The organism is Devosia sp. MC532 (genome assembly GCF_016461625.1).
GTDB lineage: Bacteria > Pseudomonadota > Alphaproteobacteria > Rhizobiales > Devosiaceae > Devosia.
Genome location: NZ_JAEMNZ010000009.1, coordinates 1 through 20,178 on the forward strand (window position 1 = coordinate 1; position 20,178 = coordinate 20,178).

18 protein-coding genes and 1 pseudogene are annotated in these 20,178 nt (G+C 58.4%); 16 read left to right on the forward strand and 3 right to left on the reverse strand.

Annotated features, from left to right (window positions below; all coding sequences use genetic code 11):
- Positions 1-103 (reverse strand): transposase (locus JHC09_RS11905; RefSeq protein WP_199532109.1); only part of this gene is annotated, 103 nt, incomplete at its 3' end.
- Positions 104-194: 91 nt separating this feature from the next.
- Between JHC09_RS11905 and JHC09_RS11910 the strand changes: the two genes are divergently transcribed.
- From JHC09_RS11910 to JHC09_RS11965, 12 genes are all read left to right on the forward strand, one after another.
- On the forward strand, positions 195-971 hold the full coding sequence (locus JHC09_RS11910; protein ID WP_199532110.1) for a PfkB family carbohydrate kinase: 777 nt from the start codon (positions 195-197) through the stop codon (positions 969-971).
- 171 nt (positions 972-1,142) lie between these two features.
- A complete protein-coding gene (locus JHC09_RS11915) occupies positions 1,143-1,406 on the forward strand; it encodes a PepSY domain-containing protein (protein WP_199532111.1) in 264 nt (87 codons plus the stop codon).
- Between the two features lie 178 nt (positions 1,407-1,584).
- Positions 1,585-2,052, forward strand: coding sequence for a serine protease inhibitor ecotin (eco, locus tag JHC09_RS11920; protein WP_199532112.1), 468 nt, complete (start codon positions 1,585-1,587; stop codon positions 2,050-2,052).
- A gap of 642 nt (positions 2,053-2,694) precedes the next feature.
- Positions 2,695-3,015 (forward strand): STAS domain-containing protein, encoded by a 321-nt coding sequence (locus tag JHC09_RS11925; protein WP_199532113.1) that lies wholly within the window; start codon positions 2,695-2,697, stop codon positions 3,013-3,015.
- A gap of 11 nt (positions 3,016-3,026) precedes the next feature.
- Positions 3,027-3,395 carry a response regulator gene (locus tag JHC09_RS11930; RefSeq protein WP_199532114.1) on the forward strand — a complete coding sequence of 123 codons (369 nt, stop codon included), beginning with the start codon at positions 3,027-3,029 and terminating at the stop codon, positions 3,393-3,395.
- Entirely contained in the window at positions 3,392-5,371 is a 1,980-nt protein-coding gene (locus JHC09_RS11935; RefSeq protein ID WP_199532115.1) for a chemotaxis protein CheA, read from the forward strand. Before JHC09_RS11930 ends, JHC09_RS11935 begins: the two co-directional genes overlap by 4 nt.
- Positions 5,368-5,856, forward strand: coding sequence for a chemotaxis protein CheW (locus tag JHC09_RS11940; protein WP_248308998.1), 489 nt, complete (start codon positions 5,368-5,370; stop codon positions 5,854-5,856). The genes JHC09_RS11935 and JHC09_RS11940 overlap by 4 nt, the downstream gene beginning before the upstream one ends.
- Positions 5,856-7,931, forward strand: coding sequence for a methyl-accepting chemotaxis protein (locus JHC09_RS11945; RefSeq protein WP_349236545.1), 2,076 nt, complete (start codon positions 5,856-5,858; stop codon positions 7,929-7,931). The genes JHC09_RS11940 and JHC09_RS11945 overlap by 1 nt, the downstream gene beginning before the upstream one ends.
- Before the next feature lie 90 nt (positions 7,932-8,021).
- Positions 8,022-8,486, forward strand: coding sequence for a chemotaxis protein CheW (locus JHC09_RS11950; protein ID WP_199532116.1), 465 nt, complete (start codon positions 8,022-8,024; stop codon positions 8,484-8,486).
- 55 nt (positions 8,487-8,541) lie between these two features.
- Positions 8,542-9,426 (forward strand): protein-glutamate O-methyltransferase, encoded by an 885-nt coding sequence (locus JHC09_RS11955; protein ID WP_349236546.1) that lies wholly within the window; start codon positions 8,542-8,544, stop codon positions 9,424-9,426.
- Complete coding sequence (locus JHC09_RS11960; protein WP_169195603.1) at positions 9,423-10,568, forward strand: chemotaxis response regulator protein-glutamate methylesterase; 1,146 nt, start codon at positions 9,423-9,425, stop codon at positions 10,566-10,568. The genes JHC09_RS11955 and JHC09_RS11960 overlap by 4 nt, the downstream gene beginning before the upstream one ends.
- A complete protein-coding gene (locus JHC09_RS11965) occupies positions 10,565-12,544 on the forward strand; it encodes a hypothetical protein (protein ID WP_199532117.1) in 1,980 nt (659 codons plus the stop codon). Before JHC09_RS11960 ends, JHC09_RS11965 begins: the two co-directional genes overlap by 4 nt.
- A 12-nt stretch (positions 12,545-12,556) precedes the next feature.
- Here JHC09_RS11965 and hemN read toward each other — a convergent pair whose 3' ends face one another.
- Together hemN and JHC09_RS11975 are read right to left on the reverse strand one after the other, a co-directional pair.
- On the reverse strand, positions 12,557-13,912 hold the full coding sequence (hemN, locus tag JHC09_RS11970; protein ID WP_199532118.1) for an oxygen-independent coproporphyrinogen III oxidase: 1,356 nt from the start codon (positions 13,910-13,912) through the stop codon (positions 12,557-12,559).
- A 69-nt stretch (positions 13,913-13,981) separates the two neighbouring features.
- On the reverse strand, positions 13,982-14,905 hold the full coding sequence (locus JHC09_RS11975; protein WP_199532119.1) for an EamA family transporter: 924 nt from the start codon (positions 14,903-14,905) through the stop codon (positions 13,982-13,984).
- A gap of 104 nt (positions 14,906-15,009) precedes the next feature.
- On the opposite strand from JHC09_RS11975, the gene JHC09_RS11980 reads away from it, so the two are divergent.
- The 4 genes and pseudogenes from JHC09_RS11980 to JHC09_RS11995 form a co-directional block, all read left to right on the forward strand.
- Positions 15,010-16,071 (forward strand): aldo/keto reductase, encoded by a 1,062-nt coding sequence (locus JHC09_RS11980; protein WP_199532120.1) that lies wholly within the window; start codon positions 15,010-15,012, stop codon positions 16,069-16,071.
- Positions 16,064-16,747 (forward strand): fumarylacetoacetate hydrolase family protein, encoded by a 684-nt coding sequence (locus JHC09_RS11985; RefSeq protein ID WP_349236547.1) that lies wholly within the window; start codon positions 16,064-16,066, stop codon positions 16,745-16,747. Before JHC09_RS11980 ends, JHC09_RS11985 begins: the two co-directional genes overlap by 8 nt.
- Positions 16,747-17,841, forward strand: a complete 1,095-nt coding sequence (locus JHC09_RS11990; protein WP_182394466.1) for an AAA family ATPase — start codon at positions 16,747-16,749, stop codon at positions 17,839-17,841. Before JHC09_RS11985 ends, JHC09_RS11990 begins: the two co-directional genes overlap by 1 nt.
- A gap of 167 nt (positions 17,842-18,008) precedes the next feature.
- A pseudogene (locus tag JHC09_RS11995) lies at positions 18,009-19,799 on the forward strand (cation:proton antiporter); the annotation flags it as partial.
- Between the last annotated feature and the right edge of the window lie 379 nt (positions 19,800-20,178).

The following is a 20,178-nucleotide window of genomic DNA, read 5'->3' on the forward strand; positions in this document are numbered from 1 at the left end:
CAGCAAGTCCGGCCTTCCGGCAAACCTCGGCCACCGGCGTACCGTCTTCCGCCTGCTTCAAAATGAACGCGATCTGCGCCTCGGTAAACTTGGACGTCTTCATCGAAATCTCCATATCCCGACCAAGGGATCATAATTGGAAAATTCCAGTTCAAAATGGTCCGAATTAGTGGGAGCACGTCTCTGCGCATGGCATGGCGACCAGTGCCGCTATTGCAGCCCGCCGACTGGGTGGTGACGTGTCGCTGATCGCCCGAATTGGCAATGACCTCATGGGCGATCAGTTTTTGCGCGAGGTCATGGACGAGGGTGTCGATTGCGCTTTTGTACGTCGCTTTGATGGCGTGGCCACTCCGCTCAGCGCGGTCGTTGTCGACGCTGCAGGGGAGCGCCTTGTCCTGCCCTATTATGATAAGGGCTTAGGTGCAGATCCGGCCTGGATACCAGAGGCTTTGGTTCAAGGGGCAGACGCGGTCGAGGTTGATGTGCGATGGCCCGAGGGTGCAGAGCGCGTGCTATCGCTCGCATGTGATGCCGGAAATATCGCAGTCCTTGATGCCGATGTTGGACCGGTGGACGTTATTGATCGGCTCGCAAAACTGGCGACACATACCGTCTTTTCTGCGCCCGCGGCCTTGACAGTTGCAGAACGAGACAGCGTGGTGGAGGCACTCGCTGTTCTCACTGGGCGATACGCGGGTTTTATCGCGATCACCGACGGTGCAGACGGCTGTTATTGGCAGGAAAACGGTGCGCTCTGCCACCTGCCTCCTCCAAGAGTAGACGCTATTGATACGCTTGCCGCGGGCGATGTCTTCCACGGCGCCTTCACGCTCGCCATTGCAGAAGGTCAAAGCATCCGCGAAGCGATTGCATTCGCCAATGTCGCTGCGGCTCTCAAATGTAAGACCTTTGGTGGACGCCTTGGGTCGCCCCATCGAGAGGCCGTTCTCGCGGCATTAGCGGATTAGAAACGGCGGCAGCGAACGACGCCGTTGACTCGAGATTGGTTTTGCAATCATTATCAATATAATGTGATTGTTCTGCAATCCTGCACAGTCCGTTGTGAAAACGCCTTCTTTTTTGTGTCGCGTACGGCCCCATATCTTGGCCACGAACGACATACAAAAAGGATTTAACCTATGTCACTCAAGGCCCTCGCAATCGCAACCGTCGCGACCGTCGCTTTCACTTCGACCGCAGCTTTCGCAGAAAGCCACTTCTCCAAGGACGAAGTGTTCGGCCGCTCGACCTATGTCACAACCGTTCTTCTGGCTGAGCAGGGCATCAATGCCACTAGCGTTGAAGCATGGGGTGAAGTGATCCGCGTTGAAGCCGCTTACGCCGATGGTTCGACGAAGCTGATCTTCGTGGACAAGGACACTCTTCGTCCAGTAACTCGCTAATTTTTTTGAGACAGGGCTTCCGGTGCTTGACGCCCGGGAGCCTTGTCTCTTTTCAGAGCAGGGCCTTTATCCTCAGTGGTGGGGATTTTGGGTTTCAAAAGTTAGTCGCCTCTTCGTGACGAAACTTTTTCCAAGTTAGGGTGTTGGTTCAGCATCTGCCTCAAACTTGGACTTGTTTATGAAATTCGTGCCTCTGTTCCTCGCCGGTATTGTCATGAGTGCTGCCACTGGTGCGGGATTTGCTCAGTCCGGTCCTGATTTGTCGCCCTATCCAGCGGCTAAACCCGGTCAGAAGCAACATGTCATCGTCCTGCCCCCTAAAGAAAACGAAGACCAACTCAAGCTGGAGTTGATCGTCGGCAAGTCGATGGAGATCGATTGCAACAACCATATGTTTGGCGGTGAACTCGATGAGGAAACTGTCGAAGGTTGGGGCTACAATTACTATGTGCTCGACGAACTCGGTAACGGCGCTTCGACCATGATGGGGTGCCCCGATGATTCCAAGCGTGAAGCCTTCGTGCGCAGCGTCGATGAAGAGCTGCTGCGCTACAACAGCAAGCTCCCTGTCGTTGTCTATACGCCCGAGGACGTTGAGCTGCGTTTCCGCGTCTGGCGTGCCGATGCAGAGCAGATCGTAAAATAGCGTCCTAACTGGTTTGGGTCTAAGCGGACACTAAGAGCTTTTTTGGAACGGCGTACCTCAGGTGTGCCGTTTTTGTAATGTATGGTTGCGCGTTCGGAGCGCTCGAAATTTAAGGGATTTCTTGAGGCGGGCTATCTTGTCGCAGTCGCCTCAGTGCCTTCACACTTGGGTGAGCGTTAGAGGACAAGAACAGCATTTTTGTCGCGTTCTGCGCAGGTGCTCTGGTCTGCGCGACAGTTGTATCTCTTGCCGGGCGTTGAGCCCAGAGTCACCGCCTGCTGTCTTGCGCGGTGAAAAACAAGCTTTGCTTTAGTGTTTAGTTGGGTGCCCGAAGCGGTAGTGGCTCGGCAGTGAGAAATGGAGCTGAATTAACTCGCCAGTAGAATCTAATTTCTTGGATTCACTTGTCGAAGTTGATTGTTAACCAAGCGTCGTGACTTCATAACCCTTTGTAAGCGCACAACAAAAGTAACGTCTGATTCATGAGCGGCAGCTAGTTACTGCGTGCCGCTCACAGCATGGGTGCGAATTCCTTCTTGTAATTGATGAATTGCAAGGGACGGATCGCTCACGCCTGTCGGCAGAAGAACGACAGAAAGACAGAATGCCTTCCACCGCCAACCGCTCGTCTCGAGGTTCTGTATGACCAGTACGCTCGAGCATATTCTTCGTCTTGACGGCGACATTGGCGTCAAAGCCGCTACCAATGTGGCGGAAGTTTTGCGTCAGGCCCTTCAAGATCACGCAACACTCCTCGTCGACACGCAGGCGGTCACTCATGCTGATCTCACCAGCGTGCAGACCCTGCTGGCTGCCAAGCGTTTGGCGGATCAAAACGAGACCACAGTGCGCATGGCAGAGCCGCTTGCTCCCGCCCTCGTGGACGCGCTTACAAGCTTGGGGCTGTTGTCAGCTGGTCAAGCCGACCTGTCGTTCTGGCCCCTTAATCCTGAACAGAAGTGAAGGCTTGAACTATGGCTAAAACCATTTTGACCATCGATGACTCTGCTTCCATTCGGCAGATGGTGTCGATGACGCTCATGACTGCCGGTTATGACGTGGTTGAGGCTGCCGATGGCGCCGAAGGCTACGAAAAGGCGATCGCGCAGCCGATCGATGCCGTGCTGACCGATCTCAACATGCCCGTCATGAACGGCATTGAGTTTGTCCGTAAATTCCGTGAGCACCCCTCGAGCAAGGGTGTGCCGATCATTTTGCTGACCACCGAGTCCGACGACGAGCTCAAGCACCAGGCCAAAGACGCCGGTGCTACCGGTTGGATCGTTAAACCCTTTAAGCAAGACCAATTGCTTGCGGTTATTAAGAAAGTCACGGGCGCATGATCGGGATAGATCCTGCGGAAACATTCCGTCAGGAAGCACGTGATCTTTTGGAAGAGCTCGAAAGCGGGCTGCTTGACCTTGGGCAAGATCCGCAGAATCGTGCGTTGATCGACTCCAGCTTTCGCGCCCTGCACACCATCAAGGGCTCCGGGGCGATGTTTGGCTTCACCACGGTGGCCAATTTCGTTCATGAGTTCGAGACGGCATTCGATCGCGTCCGCAAGGGCCAGAGCGACGCCAGCTCGCGCCTGATCGATATTGCCCTCGAAGCCAAGGATTACATTAGCGCGCTGATTGAGGACGAGGAGACCGACGTCGACGGTGACGCTATTCTCTCGCGCCTGCGCGTTATCGTCGGCTCCAGTGCAACTGCGCCAGCGGCTGATGTCGCTCCTGTCGCGCCTAGGGTGGCACAGGACGACATAAGAACCTGGCGGCTTGAGTTTTATCTGCCGTCGGACGCTTTGGTTTTTGGCACCAATCCGCAGCTTTTGCTTGCTGAACTTGCCGACATTGGCCCAACCAAAGTCATGGCGCTGACCGAGCGCGTTCCGGCCCTCGATACGCTCGATCCTGAAGTGCCACACATCGGCTGGCGCGTTGATATCGACGCTGTCGATCCAAGCGATGCGATCGACGACGTCTTCATGTTCCTGCGCGATGCCATGGAATTAACGCTGGTCGAGGTGGCACCAGAAGCCGCTCCTGCGCCCGTTTCGGAGCCCGCCGAACCTGCACCGAGCTCGGTGTCGAAGCCTGCTGCCCCGGCCAAGGCCGATGCGACAGGCGACAAAGCTGCATCAACGTCGCTGCGCGTTCCAGCGGAGCGTCTTGACGAGCTGATGGATCGGGTTGGCGAATTGGTGATTGCGCAAGCGCGCCTGAGCCAGCTCGCCGCGCATTCGGACGATGCGACGCTGAAATCGGTCGCGGAAGATTTGGAACGCCTGTCCTCTGGTCTGCGCGATACGACCATGGGCATTCGCATGGTGCCGATTGGCACGCTGTTCAGCCGCTTCCGCCGCTTGGTCTATGACCTTTCAAGCGAGCTGGGCAAACCGATTGAGTTTGTTACCGCCGGCGAGGACACCGAGCTCGACAAAAACGTCATCGAACGTTTGGCCGATCCTCTGGTGCACCTGATCCGCAATGCGGTGGATCATGGGCTTGAAAGCCCAGATCGTCGCCGCGCGAGCGGCAAATCGGAAACCGGCCTCGTGCGCCTTTCGGCGACCTATTCCGGCGCCGAAGTCGCCATTTCGGTGACCGACGATGGTGCCGGGCTCGACGCTCAGCGTATTCGCGCCAAGGCTGAAGAAAACGGGCTGATTTCCGCCGATGCCAAGCTGAGCGATCAAGAGCTCTATCAGCTGATTTTCGCGCCCGGTTTCTCGACCGCCCAGCAGGTCACTTCGCTCTCCGGACGCGGGGTGGGCATGGATGTTGTTAAGCGCACCATTGATGGTCTGCGCGGCACCATCGAGCTCAACACCAATCCCGGTGCCGGGACCACGGCAAGCCTGCGCTTGCCGCTGACCTTGGCGATTATCGAAGGCATGTTGGTGCGCGTTGGCGATGGGCTCTACACCATCCCTTTGGCCGCCGTTGAAGAATGTGTTGAGCTGACCGCTGAAGCAGAAGCGACGCGTTCGGGCCGCAATTTCCTCGATATCCGCGGGAGCCTCGTGCCCTATCTGCGCTTGCGCGAAGTGTTCCAAACCCCGGGCGAGACCGATGAATACCAGAAGGTCGTCATCGTCTCTTCGGGCGAAGGTCGCGTCGGTCTCGTGGTCGATCAGATCATTGGCAACAACCAGACCGTGATCAAACAGCTGTCGCGCCTTCACAGCGGCATCCGCACCTTCTCGGGCGCCACCATTTTGGGCGACGGCTCTGTCGCGCTCATTCTGGATACAGCTCATCTCGTGTCGGCAGGACAAAGCTACGTTGGTCGTTCTGAGAGGGCCGCATCATGACCCCATCCGATATGAAAGCGCTCACCATTCGCTTGGGCGACGAAATTTTCGCCCTCGAAGCCGAACGTGTCCGCGAAATCCTTGAGCCTGTGCCGGTCACAATCGTGCCCAATGCTCCAGAGTTCGCGAGGCATCTGATTAACTTTCGTGGCCGCGTGGTGCCGCTGACCGATCTCCGGGTCGTGTTCAACATGCCCCGTCCACCCGCCGATCAAGACACGCGTGTCGTCGTCATGGAACTCGACATCGATGGCGAGCCGACCATCCTCGGCGTTTTGGCCGACAAGGTCTGCGACGTCACCGACATCGAGAGCAAATTTATCGAAGACGCCCCCAAAGTGGGCATGCGCTGGCCTGCCGAACTGGTCAAATCCATCGGCAAGCGCGACGGCGGCTTCATCATCATTCCCGATCTGGGACGCATCTTTCAAAGTCAGGGCGCCAGAATAGCGCCTAGTGCAGCATCAGAAGAAAGGCTCGCTTAGTGCGCCTATCTATTAAACTAAAGCTAGCCGCTGTTTTCGGCTTCATTCTCATCTTGGCCTGTGCGGGCAATCTGCTCGCCATCAATAGCTTGGCCACACAGAACGAACGGGCCAGCTACCTTATTAGCAACGTCGCCGCGCGTTCGGTTAAGCTGTCCGATCTTAAAGCAGCGTTGACCTATGTTAGCCTGCAGAGTGCGTTCCTGCAGAGAGAGACTAATCTTGCTGGCCGTCAGGCGGCTCACGCGCAGGTGCAACAGGCCTACACGACTCTGCGTGCCGGCATTGATGATGTCGCACCACGCTTCTCCAATCCGGATGAAGTTGCGCAGTTCCAAGAGTTTGTGGCCTTGGTGGATGCCTATTGGCCAGTCCTTGAAGAGGTGGCAGTCCTCACTCTTCGTAGCTCTGATGATCTCGCATATGACTTGACCTCTAGCGATGGGATCGCCGCAAAATTTGCCTTTGACGATGCGTCAACCAAGCTGCGTGACATGGCACGCGCACGCTTTGAGGCTGGTGATCAGACTGCGTTTGATGCTTATGTCGGCTATACGCGCATGGCAGAAGACACCGCCGCGCTGTTCAGTAAGCATCGCGATATTCTGCTCCACAGCGCAAATCCAGAAACACAAGACCGATTGGCGGATGAATATCGCACGGTTCTGGACCGCATGCTGAATGGCGTCACGCGTCTCGAGACCCACGCTGTCGCTGGCGAAGTGGCGGTTTTCGCGGACGCGATGAAGAAGCTAAACGCCTTGGCGACAGTCATGGACGCCACCGTAGAGCTAGCGCTCGAGCGCTCGTCTTATCAGAGCTTCCTGAAGTCTAATGAAGCTGTGCCGCTGCGTGAACAGGCCAATGCGATCATTGATGATATCATCGACCGCAATGCTCAGTTCTTGATGCAGTCTGTTGTGGACGCACAGGAAAGTTATCAGACCGAACGTAACTTCCTTCTCGGCTTAATGATCGTCTCGGCACTTGCTGCCATTGTCGCTGCAATCTTCATCACCACCGCAATCACCCGTTCGCTCGGCCGTGCGGTTAAGCTGGCGGAAGCCGTTGCTGATGGCGATCTCAATGCTAAGGTCGAAGTAAAGAGCAATGACGAAGTGGGTGACCTGATCAAGGCGCTTAACGCCATGACCGGTAAGCTCAGCGCAGTGGTCACCGAAGTCGTCAACGCAACCCGCAATGTTGCCTCGGGCAGCCAGGAAATGTCGGCCACGGCCGAACAGCTGAGCCAGGGCGCAACCGAGCAGGCCTCGTCCACTGAAGAAGCTTCGGCCTCGATGGAACAGATGGCTGCGACCATCAAGCAGTCGGCTGAAAACGCTACCCAAACCGAAAAGATCGCGCGCCAGTCGGCCGCTGATGCCAAGGCTTCGGGTGAAGCCGTGACCAATGCGGTCAACGCCATGCAGACCATTGCTGAAAAGATCATGGTCGTGCAGGAAATCGCCCGTCAGACCGACCTTCTGGCGCTGAACGCGGCAGTGGAAGCGGCGCGCGCTGGTGAACATGGCCGTGGTTTTGCGGTTGTGGCCTCTGAAGTGCGCAAGCTTGCGGAACGCAGCCAGAGTGCTGCTGCCGAAATCTCGACCCTTTCGGGCACGACGGTTAAGGCCGCGCAGTCGGCAGGCGACATGCTTGCAAAGCTGGTTCCCGATATTCAGCGCACCGCTGAATTGGTGGAAGAAATCTCGGCGGGTAGCCGTGAGCAGAGTGCTGGCGCTATGCAGGTCAACGCTGCCATCCAGCAGCTTGATAAGGTCACCCAGCAGAACACCTCTGCGGCAGAAGAAATGGCGTCGACCTCGGATCAGTTGGCGGCGCAGGCCGAACAGCTCGAACAGGCGATCAGCTACTTCCGCCTCGAAGAAGAAGCGCGCGAAACCAAGCGCGTCGATCCAGCACCGGTTGAAAAGAGCAAGCCTGTGCGTGCGCCAGCCCGCAAGTCCGAAGCTGCGTCTTCCAAGACAGCCCAGGGTGGCGGTTTCGATCTCGACCTCAGCGATGATGGTCAGGACGAATTCGACAGCGAGTTCGCCCGGCGCCCGAACGTCTGACCGTTCAACTCTTAAACGATCCGGTCGCTCTTCGTGAGCGGCCGGACACACAAACGATTGCTGCGTTTTCGCGGCGCTTTGGATTGTCGAATGGCTGAATTATCTCAATACGTTACCCTAGGCGTCGCTGACGAAGTGTTCGCCGTGCCGGTTGGCAAGGTGCAGGAAATTCTGGATCTTCGGCCAATCGCACGCCTGCCGCGTGCGCCTCATTATCTGTTGGGCATGATTGATGTGCGGGGCACTTCGGTCCCGGTGCTTGATCTGCGTCTGACCTTGGACATGCCCGCCGCTGCGGACACCGAAACCAGTCGTATTCTCGTGCTGTCGGTGGAAGGGCCCAATGGCAGCATGACAGTGGGTCTCAAGACCGACCGGGTCTTTGAAGTCACCGTTCTCGACGATGACACGCTTGATCCTGCGCCAACGGTAAACAGTGGGTGGAGTGATCACGGCATTGCTGGCGTCGGTCGACGCAAAGGCGAATTTGTCGTTGTCCTCGACCTCGACCGGCTTCTGAAAAAAGAAGTCTCTGCGGCCACCCACGCTCTTTGACCCCTTCACGATCGGCATTTCAGCCGGTCGTGCCTCCATTTGTTCGGAACTCACTTTGCATTCCTCCGCCACTCCATCGCTTGTGGGTGAACTCGATCACCTGACCAGCGTCGACTATGACCGCATCGCGAGCATTATTTCCTCGCAGATCGGCATTCGTTTGCCTCCGGCCAAACAGTCGATGGTGGAGGGGCGTCTGCGCAAGCGCGTGCGCGCGCTCTCGCTCAAGAGTGTCCGGACCTATGGTGATTATCTGTTCCGTCAGGGCGGGCTCGATAAGGAGCTGCCCTATCTCATCGATGCGGTAACGACCAACAAGACCGATTTCTTCCGCGAAAGCGATCATTTCGAGCTGATGCGTAGCCGCATGGTCCCGCAGCTCCTCAAGGCGCGGCTGGGTGAAGCTTCGCCGCTTCTCAAAATTTGGAGCGCGGCAAGCTCAACGGGAGCCGAGGCTTACACAACCGCTATGGTGCTCGCCGAGATGCAAGCCCAAAGCAAAGACTTCCGCTATGCGATCCTAGCGACGGACGTGTCGCGCTCGGTGCTCAAAATTGGCCAGATGGCGATCTATCCAGAAGAGCAAATCGCCCCTGTGCCTAAGGCGATGCAAAGCCGTTACCTCATGTTTTCGCGTCGCAATGGGATCCGCAACGACGTGCGGATCGTCCCTGAACTGCGCCAGCGTGTGCGCTTCAACTATCTCAATCTGATGGAAACCAGCTATCCGGTTGACCGTGACGTGGACATCATCTTCCTGCGCAACGTTCTGATTTATTTTGAGAAAAACGATCAGCAGGCGGTCATAGAACGGCTGATGAGCCACCTTCGTCCGGGTGGGTATCTGGTTCTGGGCCATTCTGAATCCATGATTGGGACCTCGGCCGGTTTCCACCAAATCGCCCCTGCGGTGTTCCAGAAAACAACGGTAGCTGCATGACTGAGCTGACCACCTCCAAAATTCGCGTGCTGGTTGTCGATGACAGCGCCTCAGTGCGCACGGCGCTCTCTGATATCATCAACTCGGACCCCGAGCTGGAGGTCATGGCGACGGCAACCGATCCCTATGTGGCGGTGGAACGCATTCGCCATGAAGTGCCCGATGTCATCTTCCTCGATATCGAATTGCCGCGCATGGATGGGCTGACCTTCCTGCGCAAACTCATGTCCCAGCGCCCCATTCCGGTGGTGATTTGCTCCAGCCTAACGCAAGACGGCAGCGACATGTTTTTGCAGGCGATGGAAGCGGGCGCCGTCGATATTGTGGCCAAGCCGCAGATGGACACGGCGCAGTTCCTGCATGAATCGAGCATGCGAATTTGCGATGCGGCCAAGGCCGCAGCCCATGCTCGTATGCCCGGCACGGCCAAGCGCCGCGTTGCGGCCCCGGTCGCCCAGATCAAGGTCGAGGGCAAGCTGACGGCAGACGCGATTTTGCCGCCGCTCACCGATCTGCGCCGCACCAATCTTATCGCGCGCTTGCCGCAGACAGAGCCGCTAATTGCCATTGGCGCCTCGACCGGGGGCACGGAAGCCTTGCGCGAAGTGCTTGAGGCCTTGCCCGAAACCAGCCCGGCCATTCTGATTGTCCAGCATATGCCGGCAAAATTCACCGCCGCCTTTGCGCGCCGCCTCAACACCACCTGCGCCGTCACGGTCAAAGAAGCTGAAGATGGCGATGTGGTTCTGCCCGGTCAGGTGCTCATCGCCCCAGGCAATCAGCACATGGTTTTGGTGCGCAATGGCGCGCGCTACACCGTGCGTCTGGACGATGGCCCTCATGTCGCGCGCCATCGTCCTTCTGTCGATGTTCTGTTCCGCTCGGTCGCGCAGTCCGCTGGCAAAAATGCCTTGGGCATGTTGCTCACCGGCATGGGCGACGACGGGGCAAACGGCCTTCTTGAAATGCGCGGCATGGGCAGCACCACCATCGCGCAAGATGAGGCGACTTCGGTGGTCTATGGCATGCCCAAGGAAGCGGTGCAGCGCGGCGCGGCGGTAAAAATTCGCCCGCTCGATCGCATGGCCGCCGAGATCGCCGCCTTTGCCCATGCTCACAACAGCTCTGGAGACAGCGCATGACCATTCAGCTTGATCCAGCACAGCTTCGCGCCCTCGTAGAGGACGTGCGCAAACCACGTGAAGCCATTGAAGCGGCCTTTGTCGACGCTGGCGATCGCCTGAGCGAAGGGGCAAGCTTGCTCAATACGCTCACCCGATTGTTCGAAGCTATGCCCAGCGCCTTGCAGGGCGAGGAAGTCGGCGCAGCGGTTCAGCATCTCGATGCAGTTTCGGGTCGCGCTCTGACGCTGTCCGAGCGCTTTGATTTTGAAAAGACCGATCTCGATAGCCTCGTGGGGGTCGTGACCGCAGCCTCCTCGCCCATCGATGCCCTGCGCCGCACTATCAAAATGATGGGCATTGTCTCGATCAATGCGCGCGTCACCGCCGCAGGGATTGTCGGCAATGACGATGATTTCGAGGTATTCACCGCTGACATCAAAACCCTGTCCGATACGGCGGGCAAAACCATTCAGGAATTTGCGCAGGTCTATCGCCAGCTTGCCGACGAGGTGAGCCGGGCGTCGCTGCAGCGCTCAGCCTTTGAAAGCACCCATTCCAACACGCTGAGCACGCTGGCGCAAAACCTCAGCACGGCCATTACCGGGCTTAATCAGCATCAGTTCCTCGCCGCCGAGTCCAGTATCGAAACCGGACGCGTCGGTCGGCAGATCACGGGGCGTATTGGCAGCACTGTCATGGCGCTGCAGGTGGGCGACGCCACGCGTCAGCGGCTTGAGCATGTCGAGGCACTGCTGAGCGCGCTCTCAACCCTAGCCGAAAATGGCAGTTTTGAAGGCGAAGCGATTGCGCCAGAGCATCTGCCGCTCTGCCTTGCGGCACTCGCCGCCTTGCAGGACGAATTGTTTGGCGATTGCATCGACACCTTCGCCGATGAGGTCAGCGCGGCACAAAACGCTCTGCGCGAGCTGGTCTCGGATGCCAGCATCATCATCTCCTTGAGCAAGGAGTTTCAGGGCGATGGCAAGGGCAGTGGCTCGGCCATCTCGACGCTGAACGTGCAGGTGGGCACCGCTGTGACCACCGTCAATGATTTCGAAGGCGAGCGCGGCAAGCTTGAGGCGACCTCCATTTCCGTTCAGGAATTGGTGCGCAAGCTGCTCGAGCATGTGGAAGCGGTTCAGGAAATCGAAGCCAGCATGCATCTTGTCAGCCTCAACACCGCCGTGCGCTGCGCCCAGATGGGGCCGCGCGGCGCGCCGCTTACCATTATCGCCATGCAGTTGCGCGAGCTGACTGCTGAAACAGTCACCGCTGCGCAAGCTGCGATGGAGCAACTGACGAAGGCGACAGAATTTGCTAGCAAGCTCCACGATGCTGAAGCGCAAAGCGCGGATGGCCCGGTGGGGGAATTGGAGCGGCGGGCCAAGGCGGCATTGGCGATCCTGCTTGAGCTTGATCAGCGCATCTCGGTCGCGCTCAAACAGCTTAACTCCGACGCACCGCGCGTCATTCGCCTGCTCGAAGCGGCCGAGCGTGGGCTCGAAGGGCAGACCCGTCTCGTTGAACGGCTCGATGCCATCAAGGCGGAAATTGAGGCATTGCGCGGCGAAGACACGCCAGAGCAACTGCCTGACGCTCTCAAGCCGATCTTTGCCAAACTACGCAAACTCTACACCATGGAAGCAGAGCGCCAGATCCATGATCGTCTGGTTGGAGCCCCTCTCGTTGCTGCCCCCGCCGCAGCCGATGACGACATTTTCTTCGGCTTTGATGAACCCGATGCCCCGGCTTCTGGAAGCTCTGACCTAGGCGATTTCGATCTCTTTGAAGCCGAACCCCCTGCCGCTGTCGAAGCCCCTGCGGAAGAGGATGTCTTCTTTGATGATTTCGGCACCGAGCCAGAGCCCATTGTGGTCAGCCCACTCAGCGAGACTGACGGTTTTGAGCTCTTGAGCGAAGCGTCCGAAGTCAGCGTGACGGACCCTGAGCCCAAGAAAAAAGATGCCGACGATTTCGACGACATCTTCTTCTAAGCTGTCCCTCGCCTAGACCGACAGCGAATGTCGGGCCGCGCCGAGGGTCAGATATTGGTCAAACCGCGCCGCTATGGCCCGCACGAACGGTCGGCCCGTATCGGTGACGACCACTGAATTGCCCGAAAGCGTCAGCAGCCCGTCGCTGTCGCTTTCGGCCATCAGCACGGCGCTCTCAAAGAGATTTGCGCCCGCCCGTCCAAACTCGTGAAAATCCTCCGGCCGCAAGGCAAAGGCGCAGAGCAGGCGCTCAATAGCGTGGCGATGGAGGCGATCCTCTGGTGTCAGCGCCACCCCTTTTCCAGTGGCCGGCTTGCCCTCATGCACCCGGCGTTTGTAGTCCGCGGTCGCCACAATGTTTTGCACATAGCCCTGCGGAAACTGCCCGATCGCCGAAGCCCCGAAGCCGATAAGCGCATCGGCCGCATCATCGGTATAGCCCTGAAAATTGCGCTTGAGCGTGCCGTTCTCGGCAGCAATGGCGAGGCTATCGCCGGGCCGGGCAAAGTGATCAAAGCCAATCGGGCGATACCCAGCCCAGGTGAACATCTCCGCCGCGCGCTGTGCCTGCTGGAACCGACTATGCCGGCCGGGCAATGTGGCTTCATCGATCATCTTCTGATGCGGCTTCATCCAAGGCACATGCGCATAGCCAAAGAGCGCGCAGCGATCTGGCTCCATCAGCAACGCCTTGGCGACGGTCTTTTCCAGCGCCGAAAGCGTCTGGTGCGGCAGCCCATAGACGAGATCGAGATTGACCGAACGCACGCCCCGGCTGCGTACCGCCTGCACCACAGCCGCGGTCTGCTCATAGCTTTGCAGCCGATTGATCGCCTTTTGCACGGTGATGTCAAAATCCTGCACGCCAATGCTGGCCCGCGTCAGCCCAAACTCTGCAAAAGCGTCAAACCGCCCCTCATCGAGATCATTGGGGTCAATCTCAATGCTAATCTCTGCCTCGGGGCTGAGTGTAAAGCCGTCCGCAATCTTGCGTTTTAGCGCGAGGAGATCGGCGGGCTTGAGCAAGGTTGGCGAACCGCCCCCGAGGTGGATCGCTGTAACAATGCCACGCCCCTCTAGCTGGCGCGAAACCCAATCCATCTCCGCGTAAAGCGCAAGAAGATAGTCCGCCACCGGCTCATAGCGCAGCGTGTGCTTGGTGTGGCAGCCGCAAAACCAACAGAGTCGATCGCAATAGGGGATATGGAAGTAGAGCGAGAGCGTCGCGTCTTCTGGCAAAGCCTTGAGCCATTGCGCATAGGTTTGCCCCGTGATGCCGTCATGAAAATGCGGCGCGGTGGGATAGCTTGTGTAACGCGGAACAGGGGCGGAATAGCGATCCACCAATTGTGCGGTCGTCAGCGCCATGGGAAGGCTCCGGGCCAATGTCATTGACCCGTATTTAACGCTCCATCGCCCCGCGCTATTTGATTGGGATCAAATGTTTTCGCGGTTTTTTGCGCGGGCAATGGTCAGCGTCGCCCCAATTGACGCCGCCATAATCGCCACCATGCCGATGGTCTGCAAAACGCTCAACCGCTCGCCCAAGATAACCAGCCCCGAGATTGCCGCCAAAGCGGGTTGCCCGCTCATCAAAATCCCAAAGAGCCGCGCTGGAATATGGGGCAGGGCCACCATATCAAGCGCATAGGGAATAGCGCTCGACATCAGCGCCACGGTGATGGCAAGCGGTAGGATCGAGACGTCAAACAGCGCCGGACCCGCCGTCATAAGTCCAAAGGGCAGGGCGATGATCGCCGCCGTGCCAACACCGAGCGCTGCGATATGCGGCCCGCCGCCGGTCCCCGCCCGCTGCCCAAAGACAATATAGCCCGCCCAGCACGCGCCCGCTGCCAGAGCGAGCAACACCCCGATAATCGAAATATCGTCACCGCTTCCGCCCCAGGGGATTAGCGAACCAAAACCGATCAGCGCCAAAACGATCCAGAAGAAATCGAGCGGCTTTCTCGCGCCAAAAAGCGCGACCGCCAGTGGCCCGGTGAACTCGAGGGCAACCGCCAACCCCAGCGGAATGTGTTCCAGTGCCGCGTAGAAGAAGAGGTTCATCGCCCCCATCGAGACGCCATAAAGCAGCACCGCCCGCCATTGTTTCCCATCGAGCTTAAACCGCCAGGGGCGGAAAATGGCGATGAGAACCACGGCGGCAATGGTCAGCCGCAGCGCTGTTGCGCCCGGTGCGCCAACCAGCGGAAACAGCATTTTGGCAAAGCTGGCCCCGGTTTGGGTAAAGGCCATGCCGAGCGCGACGAGAAGAACCGGGAGAGCGATGGAATTGGGCCGCACAACACTGCCTAAGACGAGGTGACGAACAGCTCTAGCATTGAAACTTTGCCGCGTCATGGTCTGCCCTTGCGCTCACCCTTGCGAGAAACGCCACCCAGCCGATTGACCGCAGCCGCTCCAGTCTTTAGCCCTGTTAAGAGGAGAACAAAGGAGGAATGCTCATGGAATATCGTCAACTGGGCCGATCAGGCCTCAAGGTCTCGGTTATGACCATGGGCACAATGACTTTCGGCGGTAGCGAAAAGATTGGCCATGCCGACGTCAATGCCGCCGCGCGGCAAGTGGACATGTGCCTCGACGCGGGGATCAATCTCTACGACACAGCCAATGTCTACAATGCTGGCGTCTCCGAAGAAATCTTGGGCGAAGTGCTCGCGCAGAATGGTCGGCGCGACAAGGCTCTTGTCGCCACCAAGGTGCGCTTCAAAATGGGCGATGGGCCCAATCAGGCCGGGCTGTCGCGCCACCACATTATCGAGCAGTGCAAGGCGAGCCTGAAACGGCTCAAGACCGATTACATTGACCTCTATCAGGTCCATGAGTGGGACGGGCTGACCCCGATCGAGGAAACCATGGAGGCGCTGGATACGCTCGTGCGCCACGGTCATGTTCGCTACATCGGCTGCTCGAACTATTCCGGCTGGCACATCATGAAAGCGCTCATGGCCAGCGAAAAGCGCGGCAGCGAACGCTTTGTGTCCCAGCAAATTCACTACTCGCTGCATTCGCGCGATGCCGAATATGAACTGGTCCCTGTTTCGCACGATCAGGGCCTTGGCATTCTCGTGTGGTCCCCGCTGGCGGGCGGCCTGCTCTCGGGCAAATATCGTCGCGATGGCGGCCCGGAAAGTGGTCGCCATGTTGGCGGTTTCCGCGAGCCTCCGGTTTATGATTGGGAAAAGCTCTATTCCATCATCGATGTGCTCATTGAAATCGCCGAACAGCGCGGCGTCTCTGGGGCGCAAGTGGCGTTGGCTTGGCTGCTGGGGCGCCCCGGCGTGACCTCGGTGATCATTGGCGGACGCAACGAAGCCCAATTTGCCGACAATATTGCCGCCGCAAAGCTCACCCTCTCAAGCGAAGAACGAGCGCGGCTCGAAAAGGCCAGCCAACCGCCGCTGCTCTATCCTTATTGGCATCAAAGCTTTACAGCGCAGGATCGATTAGGCCCCGCCGATTGGGGTCTTATTCGTCCCTATGCTGAGGAGCTCAAGCGTGGTTGATCTGGTTTTTGATGCGCCGCAGCCGGTGCTTGTGCCTGTCGCCGATGGGCGCTTTTTTCCGGTGCGCCGCGTTTACTGCGTGGGCCGAAATTATGCTGAGCACGTCAAAGAGATGGGCAATGATCTGCGCGATCCGCCCTTCTTCTTTGAAAAGCCAGCGGACGCGGTGGTTATTGACGACGCCCCAATCGCTTATCCGCCGCAGACCGCCGATTTCCATCATGAGATCGAGCTGGTAGTTGCCATTGGCAAAGACGGCGAGAACATTGCTGAAAGCGATGCGCTAAGCCATGTTTTTGGCTATGCGGTGGGTCTCGACATGACGCGCCGCGACCTCCAAGCCCAAGCGAAAAAGCAGGGGCGGCCGTGGACAATGGCCAAAGGCTTTGATCAGTCTGCGCCAATTGGGCGGGTTGTGCCCGCAGCGCAAATCGGCCATCTCCAAGCCGGTGCCATCACGCTCAAGGTCAATGGCGCGCTGCGCCAATCGGGTGATTTGTCTGAACAGATTTGGTCCGTTCCCGAGACCATCTCCTATCTCAGCCAATTCATTGCGCTCAAAGCAGGCGATTTGATTATGACCGGCACGCCTGCGGGCGTTGGAGCGGTGGTGAAAGGCGATGTTCTCGAAGGCGCTATTGCGGGCCTTGGGACCATCAAAGCGGAGATCTTTTAATGCCACCCGTCTGGTCTGCTCAGCAGGATGCAGCACTTATCGCTGTTTCAAATTGGCTTAAGGACAAAAACGCTCCGCAAGTCTTTCGCCTGTTTGGTTGGGCCGGCACGGGCAAGTCAACGCTGGCCGTGCACTTAGCGCAAGACGTGCGCTCGGTGCGCTATGCAGCTTTCACCGGCAAGGCTGCGATGGTCATGCGCAAGCGCGGCTGCAAGGGCGCGCAAACCATCCATTCGCTGATCTATACGCTGGTCTCGGACGATAATGGCGAGCCGCGCTTTGCGCTCGATCCCGAAAGCGGGGCCGCCGACGCCGACCTCATCGTCATTGACGAGGTCTCGATGGTCGATCAGCAGCTTGCAATCGACCTTCTCTCGTTCGGCACCAAGGTTTTGGTTCTCGGCGACCCCTTCCAGCTGCCGCCAGTGCAGGGCGCAGGCTTTTTTACCGATGTCGAACCCGACATCATGCTCACCGAAATTCACCGCCAGGCCGCCGATAATCCGATCATCCGCCTTTCGATGGCTGTCCGTGAAGGGGGCTATCTGGAACACGGCACCTATGGTGAGAGCTGCGTTGTCACCCGTGCTCAGGTTGATCGTGACGCGGTGATGGAGGCCGATCAGGTTCTCGTTGGGCGCAATAAAACGCGTCTGACCTATAATGATCGTATCCGCGAGCTGAAAGGCCTGCCGTTCCATGAGCCGGTCCTTGGCGACCGAATGGTGTGCCTGCGCAACAATCCGCGTAAACGTCTCCTCAACGGTCAAATCTGGATCGTCTCGGAAGCTTGGAAACGCAACGCTGGCAAGTGGACGCTTCTCCTCGTTGATGATGAAGGCAAGGGCGAAGCCAAAGTCCTCACGCACAAGGCGTTCTTTGCGGGTGAGGAAGACGCTATGGCGTGGACCGAGCGCCGCCAGTTTGACGAGTTCACCTTTGGCTATTGCCTCACCGTCCATAAGGCGCAGGGCAGCCAGTGGGACAATGTCTATCTCTTCGATGAGAGCCATGTCTTCCGCGAGGAACGCGCGCGCTGGCTTTACACGGCGATTACCCGTGCCGCTGAAAAGATAACCATCGTCAGCGGCTAAGGCCGCCATTCGGCCGCGCCAGAGTCAAAGTTCAGTCATGTTTTCCGCATCTATGGGGGCAGGGCCTAAGCTTGCCCGCGCGTATCGCCTTGGGCCGATGCTCGCTTGAACTTGAGGATTTGATCCCTCATTGTGAACTTTGAAATCGCGAAAAGCCGGAGGCGCAGATGCACCACGAGTCCCCATTGATCACGACGATCGTAGCGGGTTTGGTGCTAGCCTATATCTTCGGCATGATCGCCAACCGGTTCAAAATGCCCCCTTTGGTGGGCTATTTGTTCGCCGGTATTCTCGTCGGTCCCTTCACGCCCGGCTTTGTCGCCGATCAGAAAATCGGGGCCGAACTGGCCGAAATGGGCGTCATCCTCCTCATGTTCGGGGTGGGTCTCCATTTCTCTCTCAAAGACCTGATGAGTGTCCGCAATATTGCAATTCCCGGCGCTGTGGTGCAGATCGCCTCGGCCACGATTCTGGGCGCGGGCTTGGGCCTTCTCTTGGGCTGGAGCCTTGGCGCGGCCCTGCTCTTTGGCTTGGCGCTGTCCGTGGCGTCCACCGTCGTACTGCTTAAGGCGCTGCAAGACCGGCGCTTGCTGGAGAGCGAGCGCGGGCGGATTGCTGTTGGCTGGTTGATTGTCGAAGATCTGGCCATGGTCCTCGCGCTGGTCCTGGTTCCCGCTATCGCCAGTGTCAGCGGCACGACAACGGGCGTGCACGATCCCTTCGTCTCCTTCGTTACCCGTATTCTGGGCGTTGATATCGGCATCTGGGGCGTGCTCGTTCTGACACTTATCAAGGTGGCCGCTTTCGTTGGCTTCATGCTTGTCGTGGGTCGACGCATTATCCCTTGGGCGCTGCACACCACGGCTCACACCGGCAGTCGCGAGTTGTTCCGTCTCGCCGTGCTGGCTATAGCCTTGGGCGTTGCCCTCGGCTCGGCCATGCTCTTTGGCGTGTCGCTGGCGCTTGGCGCTTTCTTTGCGGGCATGATCTTGGCTGAGAGCGAGCTGTCTCATCGCGCCGCCAACGAAACCCTGCCGCTGCGCGATGCCTTCTCGGTTCTCTTCTTTGTCTCGGTCGGCATGCTGTTCGACCCGGCCATCCTTTTGGCGCAGCCGTTCCAGGTTCTGGCCACCGTTTTCATCATTATGGTGGGCAAGTCCCTTGCCGCCTTCGGGATCGTGCTGCTGTTCCGCCGCCCCGTCGGCACCGCCCTCACCATTTCGGCGTCGCTGGCACAAATTGGTGAGTTCTCCTTCATTCTTGCCAGCATGGGCGTTGCCCTGGCCATTCTCCCCACCGAGGCGAAAGACCTTATTCTTGCGGGCGCGCTGATCTCCATTCTGCTCAACCCCGTGGCTTTCTGGGCCAACGACCTTATTCGTCCCAAGCTTGAGGCGCGCTTTGGCAAGCCGTTGGGCGAAGACAAGTCCAGTGTACCAGCCGCCGGACGTCATGAGCCCTCTTTGGCTGCAACAGGCCCCGCGACAACCGACATCCCAACCGCCGCTGGCCTTGATCGCGGAGCGCTTGGCGCTGACGACGATACGGCAGAGCCATCCACTCAAACCGAGCACACCGTTCTGGTTGGTTACGGCGAAGTGGGGCGCGTGATCGCCCAAGGCATCAAGGCTGAGGGCGGAGGTGTCGTCGTCATCGAGGATTCTGATCACGACGTCGCTGCCGCGCGTAGCGAAGGCTTTGAAGTGGTGGTCGGGAATGCGGCGCACCAAGACGTGTTGAAGCTCGCCAATCTCGCGCAAGCCAAAACGCTTCTCGTTGCCATTTCCAATGCCTTTGAAGCGGGCAGTGTGTGCGAGAGCTCAGCCAAGCTCAACCCAAGTATCCAGATCATCGCTCGCGCTTATTCCGACGAGGAAGAGAATTTTCTGCGTGGGTTGGGGGCAAGTACGATCATTCGCGGCGAGCGCGAAATTGGTCGGGGCTTTTTGGATGTGTTGCGTGCCGCAGGTGCCGTAACCAAAGCGCCGATAAAGGAAGCACATTCCGCCGTGATCAAATACGCCGCCTTGGGTGAGGACGAGCTACCAGTCGTAGATCCGGTATTGATAGACGCTCAAGAGGAGCATGGTCCGGCTGATCGAATCGAGCCGCTTGTCGACGACGAAACCACGGCTGAAATTGTTGCCGTGTCGGCAGCTGAGGAGGCTGTCGAGGTTGAGGCTTCAGAGCCCGTGGCCCAAAATCGTCCGGCGCCCATCGAAATCGAAGTTTTGACCATTGTGGAGCCCAAAAGTGCCGGCACAGTGCCACAAATAGGCCCATCAGAGGCCCCTCGTTTACCGCCCGCTGAAATAACCGTGATCGAAACGGTTGACG